12 protein-coding genes are annotated in these 13,173 nt (G+C 51.7%); 4 read left to right on the forward strand and 8 right to left on the reverse strand.

The window, feature by feature from the left end; translation table 11 throughout:
• Positions 1-105: 105 nt before the first annotated feature.
• Positions 106-1,209, forward strand: coding sequence for a heparan-alpha-glucosaminide N-acetyltransferase domain-containing protein (locus MRY86_RS06315; RefSeq protein WP_293564046.1), 1,104 nt, complete (start codon positions 106-108; stop codon positions 1,207-1,209).
• Here the strand turns inward: MRY86_RS06315 and MRY86_RS06320 are convergent.
• On the reverse strand, positions 1,200-1,640 hold the full coding sequence (locus MRY86_RS06320; protein ID WP_293564043.1) for an NUDIX domain-containing protein: 441 nt from the start codon (positions 1,638-1,640) through the stop codon (positions 1,200-1,202). The genes MRY86_RS06315 and MRY86_RS06320 overlap by 10 nt on opposite strands.
• Positions 1,641-1,870: 230 nt before the next feature.
• Between MRY86_RS06320 and MRY86_RS06325 the strand changes: the two genes are divergently transcribed.
• Positions 1,871-2,800, forward strand: a complete 930-nt coding sequence (locus MRY86_RS06325; protein ID WP_293564044.1) for a hypothetical protein — start codon at positions 1,871-1,873, stop codon at positions 2,798-2,800.
• Positions 2,801-2,946: 146 nt separating this feature from the next.
• Here MRY86_RS06325 and MRY86_RS06330 read toward each other — a convergent pair whose 3' ends face one another.
• From MRY86_RS06330 to pyrE, 3 genes are all read right to left on the reverse strand, one after another.
• Positions 2,947-3,795 carry a hypothetical protein gene (locus tag MRY86_RS06330; RefSeq protein ID WP_293571085.1) on the reverse strand — a complete coding sequence of 283 codons (849 nt, stop codon included), beginning with the start codon at positions 3,793-3,795 and terminating at the stop codon, positions 2,947-2,949.
• Between the two features lie 3 nt (positions 3,796-3,798).
• Complete coding sequence (locus MRY86_RS06335; RefSeq protein WP_293566857.1) at positions 3,799-4,878, reverse strand: M42 family metallopeptidase; 1,080 nt, start codon at positions 4,876-4,878, stop codon at positions 3,799-3,801.
• Between the two features lie 172 nt (positions 4,879-5,050).
• Entirely contained in the window at positions 5,051-5,677 is a 627-nt protein-coding gene (pyrE, locus tag MRY86_RS06340; RefSeq protein ID WP_293566858.1) for an orotate phosphoribosyltransferase, read from the reverse strand.
• 22 nt (positions 5,678-5,699) lie between these two features.
• Between pyrE and MRY86_RS06345 the strand changes: the two genes are divergently transcribed.
• Positions 5,700-6,323 carry an NUDIX hydrolase gene (locus tag MRY86_RS06345; protein ID WP_293566859.1) on the forward strand — a complete coding sequence of 208 codons (624 nt, stop codon included), beginning with the start codon at positions 5,700-5,702 and terminating at the stop codon, positions 6,321-6,323.
• A gap of 245 nt (positions 6,324-6,568) precedes the next feature.
• The gene (locus MRY86_RS06350; protein WP_293571103.1) at positions 6,569-6,961 is read left to right on the forward strand and encodes a hypothetical protein; all 393 of its coding nucleotides are present in this window, start codon (positions 6,569-6,571) and stop codon (positions 6,959-6,961) included.
• Here the strand turns inward: MRY86_RS06350 and MRY86_RS06355 are convergent.
• The 4 genes from MRY86_RS06355 to MRY86_RS06370 form a co-directional block, all read right to left on the reverse strand.
• A complete protein-coding gene (locus tag MRY86_RS06355; RefSeq protein WP_293563953.1) occupies positions 6,936-7,445 on the reverse strand; it encodes a hypothetical protein in 510 nt (169 codons plus the stop codon). The genes MRY86_RS06350 and MRY86_RS06355 overlap by 26 nt on opposite strands.
• Positions 7,445-8,872, reverse strand: coding sequence for a thioredoxin-like domain-containing protein (locus MRY86_RS06360; RefSeq protein ID WP_293563955.1), 1,428 nt, complete (start codon positions 8,870-8,872; stop codon positions 7,445-7,447). Before MRY86_RS06360 ends, MRY86_RS06355 begins: the two co-directional genes overlap by 1 nt.
• Before the next feature lie 99 nt (positions 8,873-8,971).
• A complete protein-coding gene (locus MRY86_RS06365) occupies positions 8,972-11,989 on the reverse strand; it encodes a hypothetical protein (RefSeq protein WP_293563956.1) in 3,018 nt (1,005 codons plus the stop codon).
• 212 nt (positions 11,990-12,201) lie between these two features.
• Positions 12,202-13,134 (reverse strand): aspartate carbamoyltransferase catalytic subunit, encoded by a 933-nt coding sequence (locus tag MRY86_RS06370; protein ID WP_293563958.1) that lies wholly within the window; start codon positions 13,132-13,134, stop codon positions 12,202-12,204.
• Positions 13,135-13,173 lie beyond the last annotated feature (39 nt).

A 13,173-nucleotide genomic window follows, 5' to 3' on the forward strand; every position in this document is an offset into this window, starting at 1 on the left:
AAGTTCAGGCGGCAGGAAACGTTTTTGGGGGGCCGTATCGTTATGGTATTTTAACACTTTTTAACAACTGTTGCCATCGAAAGCCTCCAACGCCGCCTGACCTTTATCGACCTGCTGCGCGCCTATGCCATACTGATGATGCTGCAGGGGCATTTTACGGATACCTTGCTCGCGGATACCTTCCGCGACCCCGACAACCCGTTGTTTTCCGCCTGGAAGTACCTAAGGGGCATGACAGCTCCACTGTTCTTTTTTGCCAGCGGCTTAATTTTCACGTTTCTGCTGCTTAGAGATGGGCGCCCGCTGTCCGCCAACAAGCGCGTTCACAAAGGGCTGCGCCGAGGATTGCAGCTCATCGTTATTGGTTATGCACTCCGGCTTTGCTTCCCTCAATTGCTGAGTGGCTATATTTCGCCTAATCTGTTCCGGGTGGATGTACTGCATTGTATCGGGCTGGCGCTAATCGGGCTCGTAACGCTTTATGCGGTAAGCCGCTGGTGCAGATTGCCTTACCCTCTCCTACTGGCAGCTGCCGGTGGATTGGCTTTTTTCTTCTTCTTTGAAGTGCAGGACGGACAGTACGCCACCCTTCCTATTGCCCTCCAAAACTACCTGGTCAGAGATCATGGGTCTGTTTTTACGCCGGTGCCCTGGGTAGGCTACACTTTTTTGGGCGGCACTCTGGGCACGCTGCTCCACAATAGGCCGGACTGGGCATTTAGCCACGCTTTTCCTGCCGCACTTGTTGCCATTGGCATCCTGCTGGACCAATATTCCTCAGGCTGGCTAATGAGCCTTTTTCATGGGACCGGTGTACAGACATTCAAAGACCATGCTTATTTCAACTTCCTTTTGATTCGGCTGGGGCATGTCCTTGTGGTTGTCGCACTGTTCATGTGGCTCGCACAGGCTTGGCGCAATATTCCTCCGCTACTGCTGAAAATCGGAAGCGAAACGCTGGCAATTTACGAGGTGCACTACATCCTTTTGTACAGTACCTGGTTTGGTATTGGGCTTTCAGCCCTGTGGGCGCATTCACTTACGCCTGTGCAAACGTTTATAGGTGCGCTAACCTTTTTGGCCTTTTTCGTCGTCCTCATCGCCTACATCGACCGCATCCGGGCCATTTGGCGCTCCAAGTCCCGCTGGGCCATGCGCCTTTCACGGGTAGCGATCCGGCGGCGCTACCACCGCTGGGCTTACCGTTGAGCCTGCTCCACTGCCCAACGGTACATATCGTGGTAGAGCAGCGGGAGCGCCTTGGCTACCGGCAACCACAATAAGGTGTGGTCCGCTTCCGTCTTTTGGGCCAGGTCCTGTCCGGTGATCACCACCTTATAAAAGTGCCCGATTTTTTCATAGTACCGGGATTCTATCTCATCCAGGTAGAACTCTTTGGCCTTGCCGATTGGGGCTTGTACAGCAGCTATGAGCCCCGTTTCCTCCAGGATTTCACGAATTAGCGCCTCTTCTTTTTCCTCCCCGGCTTCGATACCGCCTCCTGCCAGGAAGTAACGGCCATCATCTGTGCGCACCAGGCCAAGTTCCTGCATTTCGTTAAAAAATACCGCGTAGGCACCCGGACGGGTAATAAAAGCCGCATCCACAGGCGGCGTTCCGAAAGTCAGTAAAGCAGACATTGATTACAGATTGTTGGAAGAGGGTAATCCAGAAAGGAACAAAAAGGTTCCGCATCGTATATTTTTTTCAAGTATTTAATTTTTGGCATGCCTTTTGCAAAGGAGTAAGTGTAACACAAAATCGTCCCCCCGATGATAAGAGCCTGCTGAACCGTCCCCTTTGCTGCAACTCGGTAAAGGCCAGGTATTCAGGCTCGTAGTTTTCATGAAACGCTTAAAGTAAAGAACAAATGTTTGCCAAAATCAACTTCATCACACTTGCACTAACCTTGATGACTACGCTGGGGGCCACTCAAGACGCTGAGTTCGCGCTCGATGTAGCATTCCGGAACCATCTTATTTACACCCAAATCCCTTCGGCTGGCGGGATGCTGAGCTTCCTGGCCAATACAACGGGCGGCGCCTTCGTAGCAGAGTCTGCTATGCAGGAACACGCCTTGCCAGGGGTGGTAGACGATAGCGGCAACGCCTTCGTTGCCATCAACGAAGTCCTCGAACTGGGCGCCCTTCCAACATTAAACCGAAATTCAGCCCTGGTCCTGCCGGATGCGCAGACCAACCTGGGCAAAGATGTGCACGGATCCCTGGGGCAGTCCTGGTTCGGGCAATACTGCTGGACCTTCGACTTCCGGTCAGAGGAACTCCTTTGCCATTCGCCGGCCTTATCGCCCCTCGAGCCTAACATCGTACCAGTCACTTTCAAAGAAAGCGCGAGTGGCAACCGGATTTCAAGCCTGCCCCGCATCTTCATAGAGGTAGATGGAGAGCAGATACCAGTATTGATTGACTCGGGCGCTAAGATGCTGCCTTCAAAAGCTGCTGCCAGCGCACTGGGGGAAACCGGTACGGAGCTCATCGCGACCTCCTTTATCGTGGAATCACTCTTTGAGCAATGGCATCAACTACATCCGGATTGGAAGGTGATCGAACAGGCCGATGCTGAGCTTGGGAACGTACGAATGATCGAGGTGCCTCAGATCGTTGTCGGCGGACAGAAAGCGGGCCCCGTTTGGTTCTGCTCCCGCCCGGATGCCAACTACATCCAATACTATTCGCGATTAGCGGGTGGACAGGTGGAAGGCGCCATTGGCGGTAACGCCCTGCAGTTCTTCCGAATGACCATTGACTATCCCAATAAACTGGCTCGGTTCGATCAGTAAGAGCAGGTAAAAATCTTTGAAACACTATACCTATTTGGTGCTGCTACAGCACTGGCTATCTACCTGTCAAACCTACAACTACATCAAAATCACACTTTTTCATCCTGCCCGGACTGCTCCTGCGGAGTGGTCCGGGCAGGATTTTTTTACAAAAGAGCAATAAGCAGAAACTGAAGGACCATCATACCATCCACCAGACCCGAGAAAAAGTAGTCGTGGCGGGTGCGGTCAGAAAGGAAAATCAGCAGCCCAGACAGGCAAGCCGAAACCACGAGCGCCACTAAATCATTGAGCGCATAAACATCCCAATAATAGTTGAGGGCAGCCAGCAGAAGCATTAGGCCCAGGCTCAGTCCACCCAGGCGCTGACTGCTGCGGACTCCGAGAACAGCTGGCAGGGTTTTGACCTTATTGAACGCATCAATTTCCATATCTCTGATGTCAAAGGGGATGGTAATGGCGAATACAAAAAACACCCGCTCCAGGACCATCACGTACATCGGGACACTCCAGGTCATGCCGAGCTCCAGGGCGACCAGAAAAACGGTAATCCAGCTCCAGGTAATAGCGATGAGGAAGATCTTTACATAATGAAGGTCACGAAGACGATAGCCTTTCCAAACCGGCAGCACATAAAGCAGGGCAAGCAGGCAGGGAGCGATCAGACCAGCAATCAGCGCCCACGGCATTTGCAGCAGGAACAGCCCCGCACAAAGCCCCGCCATGCCGGCGTAGAATACGATGTGGTTCCTAAACCGCGCGATGACCGCATAGCGCCCAGATTCTGTAAAGGGCTTAGATTTTCGCAACCCGATAATCCGATGGACCGCGTACAGAAAAAGGGTGGCAAAAAAGATAAAGCCAAGCAGTGCGGTGGGCTCTCCCCTGCCACAAAGCAGCAACTGAGATTGCGCAGCCATACCTACAGCAGCCAGAGCAATCCAGAAGTTGCTGTAGAGCAGAAGATCCAGCAGGGCAATGAGCAGGGCTCGCAATCTTTAGAAGTACTTGAAGTTATGATTCTTTTCGATGCGTTGCAGCACCTCATAAATAAGCCGGATGACCGCGTCCACATCGGACTTGTGCGACATTTCCACCGTGGTGTGCATGTATCGCAGGGGCAAAGAGATCAAGGCACTGGGCACGCCTCCGTTGGAGTACGCAAATGCATCGGTATCTGTTCCCGTACGCCGGGAGGCCGCCTCCCGCTGTATTGGTATTTCTTTGGCTTCAGCGGTCTCAATAATCAGGTTGAGCAGCTTATTGTGAACCGCCGGCGCGTAAGTAACGGAAGGGCCTTTTCCGGATTTCACATCCCCGAGCTTTTTACTGCTCACAAGTGGGGTATGCGTATCATGAGTTACATCTGTAACGATGGCAACATCTGGCTTAATTGTTTGCGTGATCATCTCTGCACCACGCAGCCCGACCTCCTCCTGTACCGAATTCACGATGTAGAGGCTGTACGGCAATTCCACCTTGTTTTCTTTGATCAGGCGCGCCACTTCTGCTATACAAAAGCCGCCCATTCGGTTGTCCAGTGCCCGGCCCACGTAGTACCGGTCATTGAGGATTTCCATTTCATCCTCGTAGGTGATGACGCAACCGACATGTATGCCCATTTCCAGTACTTCCTCCTTATTCTCCGCACCGACATCGATAAAAATATTACTGATTTTCGGTGCCAGCTTGGCATCCTCCCCGTGGCGGGTGTGAATGGCCGGCCAACCGAAAACACCTCGTACAATACCTTTTTTGGTATGGATATTGACCCGCTTGGAAGGGGCGATCATATGGTCGGACCCACCGTTGCGAATCACATTGATAAAGCCATCATCAGAGATATGGTGGACGAACCAGGAAATCTCATCAGCATGCCCTTCGATCACGACTTTATAGTCCTGCCCGGGGTTGATGACGCCATAGACGGTACCGTAGTTGTCTAACTGCCATTCGTCAATGAACGGCTTAATGTACTCCAGCCACAGCTGTTGACCCGGAGCTTCAAAACCGGTAGGCGAAGCGTTATTGAGATAGGCTTTCAGAAAGGCTTCGGATTTGGGTGTTATTACGGACATGTGAAGTTTTTAATGATGAGCGGTTATGGATGTCGCTTGGCCAGCTAATATAGAGATTGCCCCTAAAATAATGATAGCTAAGACCGAAATAATTCGCATTGTCAGCGGACGTTTAACCATTGATGAAGCCCAAAGCCTAAAAAGCAGGCTTGACCAATGACGTTGAAGCCCACTATTTCCCCCAGGTTTCCGGAGCTTTGCGCCAGGCTTCCAGAGTGTCCATCTCTTCCGGTGCGATGTACTCGGCCTCAGCGGCGGCTTTTAGAAGGGCATCATAGGTGGAAAGCGTAGCAAAGGATGTCCCGGCAGCTTCAAAAGCAGTGCGGGCTTTGTCAAAGCCATAGCTGAAAATCGCCATCACGCCTACAACATCAGCATTTGCCTCCCGCAACGCCTCAACGGCCTTGAGGGCGCTTCCCCCGGTGCTGATCAAGTCTTCAATGACCAGGACCCGCGCACCTTCCGGCAAGACCCCTTCGATTTGGTTTTGGCGGCCATGGGATTTAGCCTTTGACCGCACATAAACAAAAGGCAGCCCCAGTTCTTCGGCCAACAGCGCACCGTGGGGAATGCCTGCAGTAGCCACCCCGGCCACTACATTGAAGGGCTGAAAAATCGCCGATGCCTGCGCAAACCCTTTGATGATAAAGCGCCGTACCTCAGGAAAGGAAAGCGCGGTGCGGTTGTCGCAGTAAATCGGTGATTGGATGCCGCTGGCCCAGGTAAAAGGCTTTTGCGGACTCAACTTAATTGCATTTATTTGCAAAAGCCTGTGGGCTACTTCAGCTGCTAAATCCATATCGCGAATTAATTTTCGGCAAATGTACAAAATCTATGTCAACGGTAGGCCCTTGGTCCTCGCCACTCTTCCCGAGGAGGGCTTTCAGCCTTCCAGTAATCCGGATGACTTCATCACCATTTATACGGGCAACCCCAAAAGCCTGCTGGGCTATGTGGACATGCTGGAAAAAAATAATGATTTCAAACAGGTCACCATTTACGGAAAGGATGGAGAGCGGCTGTTTAGAGAGTTCTCTACCCAATTTACCATCCTGGAGGCTGCCGGGGGATTGGTTTTCAATACTCACGGACAGGCCCTGCTCATCTACCGTTTGGATACCTGGGATTTACCGAAAGGGAAAATTGATCCCGGCGAAACCCCGGAAATTGCAGCAGTCCGGGAAGTACAGGAGGAAACCGGGCTTAAGGAGGTCCAACTCGGGGCTTTTCTGCAAATCACTTACCATACCTACCGCCATTTGAAAAAGGGCCGTATCCTTAAGCCAACCTACTGGTACCGGATGACTACCCCTGAAATGCACCTTACACCTCAGGCGGAAGAAAGCATCGAAAAGGCAGAGTGGACATCAGTCCCTGATTTCCTCCAAAGCGATTTACCGGTCTACCCTAATATCCGAATGGTGCTTGAACAGGCCCCGCAATAAACCTTTTTTCAAAATCTTAACATTTCCTTAACGGAAAATATATCCAAAGTCACGCAACAAAAACCGGGCTGCTACGCTACAAATGATGGCAACTAGCCTGATCCAGTCCAAAAAATTTCAAATATCCCTAATACCCGACATTTTTTAACCGTGTGGTGCAAGAATTAAGCTTCTTTGTACCGCTAGCTTTTTATATTTTTGTCCAGCCTTTCATCCCCATGGCGTACCTAATAAAAAAACACACTATGCTTAAAAAGCTAAGTTTCCTGCTCGCACTGTTCTTAACAGGCAGCTTGTCAACAGTGGTTGCTCAAACCGCTAACCTTCAGACTTCAACGCTCCCCGAACCGGAAAACATGACCGCCAGCAGCAGCCTCCTGAATATGGATACGGAAAGCTGGTCGCTCTATTCCGATGAGGAGAACAACCTCTACTATGTGGATTTCGCTACCCTTAGCGTAAACTTGAACGATATCGTCGTGACTCGGGATGACGGCGAGGTGGTACTGCGGGAGCAGGTCTTAGACTTGCCGGTGGATACCATATACGAAATTGACTTCAACCAATACGGCGAAGGCAATTATACCATAGAGCTGCGCTCTTTTACCGATGTTATCCGGCGGAAGGTGTCGATTTAGCGCCTTCTTTCCATTCTTTTACTGCGCTGCGCAAGGCCCTCAGGATATCCTCAACCGGATAATCCTCTTCAGATAATGCATGGGTTTTGCCATTTTTTTGGATAATAGCCAAGATACGGGTACTTCTTTGGCTAAGGTTTGAAAAAGGGCTGTTCTGCTGATCCATCATGATCTTAGCATTGCCCAAATCTTCAAATGCCACCTTACCGTAAGAGGTCACCACGGCGTCCGAGTAAATCAGCACGGGCTCTAGCCGATTCGTCCTCATCCATGAAAAGAAAGCAGTGCTTGCCCCGATCAGGAACATAAAAAACAATAGCATCGCGATCAGCATGCGCTGATTGTGCTGCCCGCGGGGAGCGGGTTTTCTCAGTAACAGAACCGTCCCTCCAAGCCCTACGAGTGTTGCCAGCAAAGCCAGAATAAGGGTAACATTTGAGGCGGCACCTGCCGCCTCAAATGTTCTCAGCAAAGTAGTCTCCATTATTTGTTCGGATTAGCTTCCTCCAGTTCCCGCATTTCGATGATGCGGTCCATCACTTCCTCCAACTGTTCTGCCCCAATCCGCTTGGAAAGGATTTCCTTGTTTCGGTCCAGTACGTAGACCTGCGGGGTTGATTTAATGTTGTAGACTTTCATATACCGGCTGCGGTGGTAAGGGTCTACCAGGTGCATCCAATCCCCGATTTCATTCTCATTGATGTAGTCCCAGCAACCTTCGATCTCATCGGTAAACTTGGTACAAACGGATACCAGCTTTACGCCCTTATCCTTGTATTTTTCGTAAAATTCTTTCATGTGCGGAGTCGACTTTTTACAGTGCCCGCAATCGTAGCGCCAGAAGTACAGAATGGTGTACTCCGATTCAATTTCATGCAGCGATTTGGGCTCCCCTTCCTTAGTCTGTAGCTGAATATCGGGCGCAACTTTGCCAATGAGCAGCGGTTTGAGCGTTTTGGCATTGTCAATGATTTTCTCCAGCTGCTCTTCGTCCGTCCAGGGTGCCTGTCCGGTAGCATAGTATTTCTCCACCAGGTAGACGTAAGTCGCATCCATACCCACCACTTTAGACTTAGCGGCTTCGTTGAGGAAGTGGATCAGGTAATACTTAAAGCTTTCCTCGGCTGGCCGCATTTGCTCCAGTACATACTCAATTGCCAGGGCAATAGTATCCGGGTGCTGCAACTGTAGCTTATTCACGAAGTGGTCTACCCGCTGAAACAGGAATGGCGTACGCAGCATACGGGGATCGGCCAGATCAATATTGTCGAAATAGTGCTTTTGAGAATAGCGCCACCGTTTGCGCTGTACTTCCTCATCAGTGCCTTCAAACTCTGGCATTTCCAGAGGCAGGTTAGCCTTGATGATGGCCGCAGTCAGGGTATTTGGGTGTTTGGCAATCAGGGTTTCCTGGTAATTTTTCACCTTTTCGTCCAGTTTGGCACGTTTGGCTTCCAGGCGTTCTTTGTCTTTATCGGATGCATCTTCCATTGCTTTAGCGATTTCTTCCGCCGCCGGTTTTTGCTCATCCAGGAAGTTCATATACGAATAGAAAAGCTGATTGTCTGGTGCCTGCTCCAGTTTCATATCGGCAGAGGGCGCATCCTTGCTAGTCCGAAAAGCAAACTGTTGCTCCTCTTCGGTAATCAGGATTTGAAAGAAGTTGTTATCAGGTGCCATAACAACCAGGTAGACACCAGGCTCCAGCGGCTCATCATCTTCAAAGAGGAACTTGCCTCCCTTTACCTGCGCAGTATCTACAAGGTACTGCTTGTTGCCATAGTAATAACCGAGGTAGAGCTCTTCCTCCTCGTACCCCTCAATTTCAGCCTTGATGGCGTACCCCTGCTGGGCGTTCAGTGAACAAACCGCCCCCAGGGCAAAGAAAAAGACGAATAGCAATGATCGCATATCGATAGATTAATTTTATACGGGTTCAAAAAGAAACACCCCAAATATCACGAATTCCGGGGTGTTCTCTTAGAGAAATCCTATGTCTTAACGAATTGTTTAGTTTTCTCCCTCTGCTTTCAGGGCTTTCAGGCGGGCTTCAGCAGCTTTGATTTCCGCCCGGAGTTCTTCCAGCTGCTTTTCTGCTGCTTTGCGCTCCTGCTGCGCAGCCATTGCACGTTCGCGTTCAGCCTGAACTTTAGCTTCGATTTCCGCTTTTGTAGCGGCAAAGTCCTGCTGCAATTCCCGGATTTTTTCTGCATTTGCAGTTTTAACGGCCGTCACCTGCTCTACAGCGTTCTGCTTGGCGGCATAGATGGCATCAGAAGCTTCTTTTTTCGCCTGATTGATTTCTGTCAGCGATTGTTCGCGGGCTTGCTCGGTATTGGCCAGGTACTCTGCCCGTTTGGCTGCAGATTCCTCCCTCGCTTTGGCCACCGCCGCCTGTTCTTCCTCCCGCACCGTTGCAATCCGCTGCCGGGCAGCTTGTTCCGACTCGGCTACCTGACTGCGGAGCTCTTCCTGACGGCTTTGAGCTTCTGCCCGGGCCTGGGCGATCGCTTCGGAAGCTTCCCGCTGAGCGGTGGCGACCTCGCTGGCCGCTTTTTCACGGGCTTGGGCAATGGCATCTGCGGATTCTTCCCTGGCTTTGAGAACTTGTAGCGTCAGGCGCTCCTGCACAGCATTGGCGCGTTCGCGGGCCACTTTGATGGCTTCTGCAGCCTCCTGATTAGCGGTGGCCTGTTGGGCAGCCGCGCGCTCTTTGGCTGTGGCTACTTCGGCAGCAAGACGTTCGCGTTCGGCTGCGCTGCGCTCCCGGGCTTCCCGCACCGCTGTGGCTTCTTCCTTTTGGATGGCCGCCAGCTGCTCTGCCGACTTTCGCTTAGCTTCTGCGATCTGATTGGCGGCTTCCTGTTGGGCGAGTGCTGCTTTTTCCTTGGCCGTACCGATTTCCTGAGCCGTGCGTTCCTGAAGAGCGAGCAGTTCGGCCTCCGCCTTTTCCCGGGCAGAAACGATTTCTTCAGCTGACATGTTCTTCACTTCCTCCTCTCTGGAGCGGGCAGCAGCTACAGCTGCGGCGGCCTCTTCCTGTATTTTTTGGATGCGGGTTTCTGCGGCTTTTTGTGCAGCAGCCACCTCCTCTGCGTAAGTCGTTGAAGCCTGATCGGCATTGGCTGTGGCCTCTGCTACTTTCTGAGCGGCGGTTTCGCGTGCTTTTCGAATCTCAGCTTCTGCTCTTTCCTTGGCGGCCTTAACATCGGCAGCAGCGGCCTCCTGTACTTCCTTCTTGCGGGCTTCAGCGGCAGCGATAGCCTCTTTCAGCTCTTCCTGTATGCGTGTCTTTTCTGCAGCAGCCCGCTCCCGGGCACCGGTAACCTCCTCGGCAATTGCCGACTTTTCGGTAGCAGCTTTCTCCCGTGCTTCCGTGACTTTTGCCGCTTCCTGCGCTGATATCTCTTTAATGGTCATAGCGGCCTTCTCTCGGGTAGCCGCCACCTCTGCTGCTGATGCAGCCTTCGCAGACTCCACTTCTCGGTCTGCCTTTTGCTGCTCCGTGACAACCTGCTCCTTAATCGAACTTAACTCCTCGGAAGCCCGGCGCCGTGCTTCGGCCACTTCACGGGCGGTCGCTTCCTTCTCCCGGGCAGCATTTTCCTTGATATCAGCCAGTTCAGAGGCTGCATTTTCCTGCACCAATGCTTTTTCTTCAGCGGCCCGGCGGCGGGACTCCGCCAATTCAAAAGCCAGCTTTTCCTTTTCCAAAACGGCATTTTCCCGAATCTGGGCGATTTCTTCTGCCGTCTCTTCCTGAATTTTCAGGATTTGCTGTGCCGCTGTTTCTTTGGTGCCCACCACTTCCTCCAGGGTACGCCCCCGCTCTTCTTTCGCCTCTTCCCGGGCTTTGGTAATCATGGCAGCCGTTTCTTCCCGGATGCGCTTCAGTTCGGCGGCGGAGTTTTCCCGGGCCACGGATATCTCATCAGCGTACTCCAATTTGGCCAGTTCCAGCTTGTCCTGCACTTTCTTGATCTCAGCTGCCGCTTTATCCCGGATGGCAGCCACCTCACGGGCAGATTCCAGCTCAGCCTGCTGAATCGCTTCGCTGGCTTTCCGGCGGGCTTCCTGTACATCGAGGGCTATTTTTTCCAGCTCTGTGCCTGCTTTGTCACGGGCGGCCTTGACTTCATCCGCAATCTGAGTACGGGAAGCTTCTATTTCTTTATTGGCAGCTTCGCGGGCCGCCACCACCTCATCGGCATACTTTTTCTTTTGCTCGGCTGCCTGTTCCCGGGCCAGGTTAACCTCTTCCTGCAAACGGGACTTGATGCCTTCCGCTTTATCTTTTTCTGCCTGAATTTCAGCTTTGAGGCGGGCTTTCGTATCGGCCAGCTCTTTTCTCAAATCTGCCACCTCCTGGTTATCAGCAGCGGATGCCTGTGGCGCACCCGTGGTTGGAGCAGAGGCAGCCGGAGTCGTTCCGATAGAGGTCGTCGCTGCAGCAGGCTGAGCCGCAGAGGGATTAACGATGATCACATTACCTTCCAGCTTATTATCATTAACTTTATCCAGTTTGAGGCGCTCCTTAAAGCAGGTAAGCAGTGTTTTGAACTCCGTTTGCCGACTTTCATTAATCGTAAATTTCCGGAATTGATTGCTCACTTTGTTTTTGATGTACATCACCTCGACATCCGTACTCAGCATCCAGTCAATGGCAGCAAGGTCCATCTGCAATACGTTTTGGTAAACCGGTGTGCCCGCCTCCCGGACCATTTCTCCCATTTCAATAAAACGGTAGAACCGGCGCTCCCCGCTCTTGTTGAGAAAAATGATCTCATCATCCTGATTGAATTCCACACCTGCCTTTGAATACATCTTCCCGGTGATGCCCATGCGCCCACTCTGCAGCTCAAGGCTGTAGGTGTAATTCCCGCGGACCACCAGGGTCTGATTGATGGTTTTCAGCACATGAATGTTATTGATGATCCGGTCATCCGTAATCAGGCTTTCGCACTGTGCCTGTAGGGTGGAAGAGGAAAAAAGAGATAAGATAAGTAAGGCAAGAAGAGCATACCTCATAGCAATTCAGAGTTTTGTCATGTGTAAGATAACCTTTTTCAATACACCTGGAAAAATAAACCTGGCATTACCTGGTGGTATAGCCAAATATTTTTTGGAAGTCGCATTTATGGCCCGCTGAGATTGAGACCCGAAGCTTGTATGATCAGATTACCAACGTCCCGCCCGGCGTGATAATTGTTTAACTCGGTGCAGAGCGCGCAAAAACAGGCTTACCGCCCGGCCGCCAGAAGGTAGAGCACGGCCATACGGACAGCCACGCCATTTTCCACCTGTTGCAGGATGATGGAATGGTCGGAATCTGCTACGTCACTGGAAATCTCCACACCCCGGTTGATAGGCCCGGGGTGCATGATCACGATTGGCTTGTCGAGGCTGTCCAAAAGGGTTTTATTGATCCCAAAGTACTGACTGTACTCCCGCAGGGAGGGGAAGTACTTAATGTCCTGCCGCTCCAGCTGTATGCGGAGCACGTTGGCGATATCGCACCACTTGAGGGAGCCCCATACGTCGTGCGACACCTCAACGCCCAGGCTCTGAATATGCTTCGGAATGAGCGTTGGCGGGCCACACACCCTTACTTTTGCGCCCAGCTTGGTCAGGCAGTAGATATTGCTCAATGCTACGCGGGAGTGAAGAATATCTCCGAAAATAACCACTCGTTTGCCTTCCAGATCACCTACCTGTTCCTGCATAGAAAAGGCATCGAGGAGCGCCTGTGTGGGATGCTCGTGGGTGCCGTCTCCGGCGTTGATGATGTTGGCATCAATATGCTGAGCCAGGAAGTGGTGTGCTCCGGGAGCCGGGTGCCGCATCACGACCATATCCACCTTCATGGCCAGGATGTTATTCACTGTATCCAGAAGGGTCTCGCCTTTCTTTACAGAGGAAGAAGAGGCAGAGAAGTTGACCACATCTGCTGACAGGCGCTTTTCAGCCAATTCGAAGGAAATACGGGTGCGGGTGGAGTTTTCAAAGAAAAGATTCGCAACGGTAACATCTCGTAGGGAAGGTACTTTCTTGATCGGCCGGTTGATGACTTCCTTGAAGCTTTCGGCGGTTTCGAAAATCAGCCGGATATCCGCTGCTGTCAGGTATTTAATCCCCAGCACGTGCTTGGTGCTCAGTTGCTGTACCGTAGCCATTCGATATAGTTATGTGCCGTTTGGCAATTTGTTTGTTGA

The organism is Phaeodactylibacter sp., from assembly GCF_022763345.1.
Classification (GTDB): Bacteria; Bacteroidota; Bacteroidia; order Chitinophagales; family Saprospiraceae; genus Phaeodactylibacter.

Bases quoted from the DNA above. Each gene is read 5' to 3' on its own strand.
- MRY86_RS06320 (WP_293564043.1), bottom strand. From the start codon at position 1,640: ATGTCTGCTTTACTGACTTTCGGAACGCCGCCTGTGGATGCGGCTTTT.
- MRY86_RS06325 (WP_293564044.1), top strand. From the start codon at position 1,871: ATGTTTGCCAAAATCAACTTCATCACACTTGCACTAACCTTGATGACT.
- MRY86_RS06335 (WP_293566857.1), bottom strand. From the start codon at position 4,878: ATGTCCGTAATAACACCCAAATCCGAAGCCTTTCTGAAAGCCTATCTC.
- pyrE (WP_293566858.1), bottom strand. From the start codon at position 5,677: ATGGATTTAGCAGCTGAAGTAGCCCACAGGCTTTTGCAAATAAATGCA.
- MRY86_RS06345 (WP_293566859.1), top strand. From the start codon at position 5,700: ATGTACAAAATCTATGTCAACGGTAGGCCCTTGGTCCTCGCCACTCTT.
- MRY86_RS06350 (WP_293571103.1), top strand. From the start codon at position 6,569: ATGCTTAAAAAGCTAAGTTTCCTGCTCGCACTGTTCTTAACAGGCAGC.
- MRY86_RS06355 (WP_293563953.1), bottom strand. From the start codon at position 7,445: ATGGAGACTACTTTGCTGAGAACATTTGAGGCGGCAGGTGCCGCCTCA.
- MRY86_RS06360 (WP_293563955.1), bottom strand. From the start codon at position 8,872: ATGCGATCATTGCTATTCGTCTTTTTCTTTGCCCTGGGGGCGGTTTGT.
- MRY86_RS06365 (WP_293563956.1), bottom strand. From the start codon at position 11,989: ATGAGGTATGCTCTTCTTGCCTTACTTATCTTATCTCTTTTTTCCTCT.
- MRY86_RS06370 (WP_293563958.1), bottom strand. From the start codon at position 13,134: ATGGCTACGGTACAGCAACTGAGCACCAAGCACGTGCTGGGGATTAAA.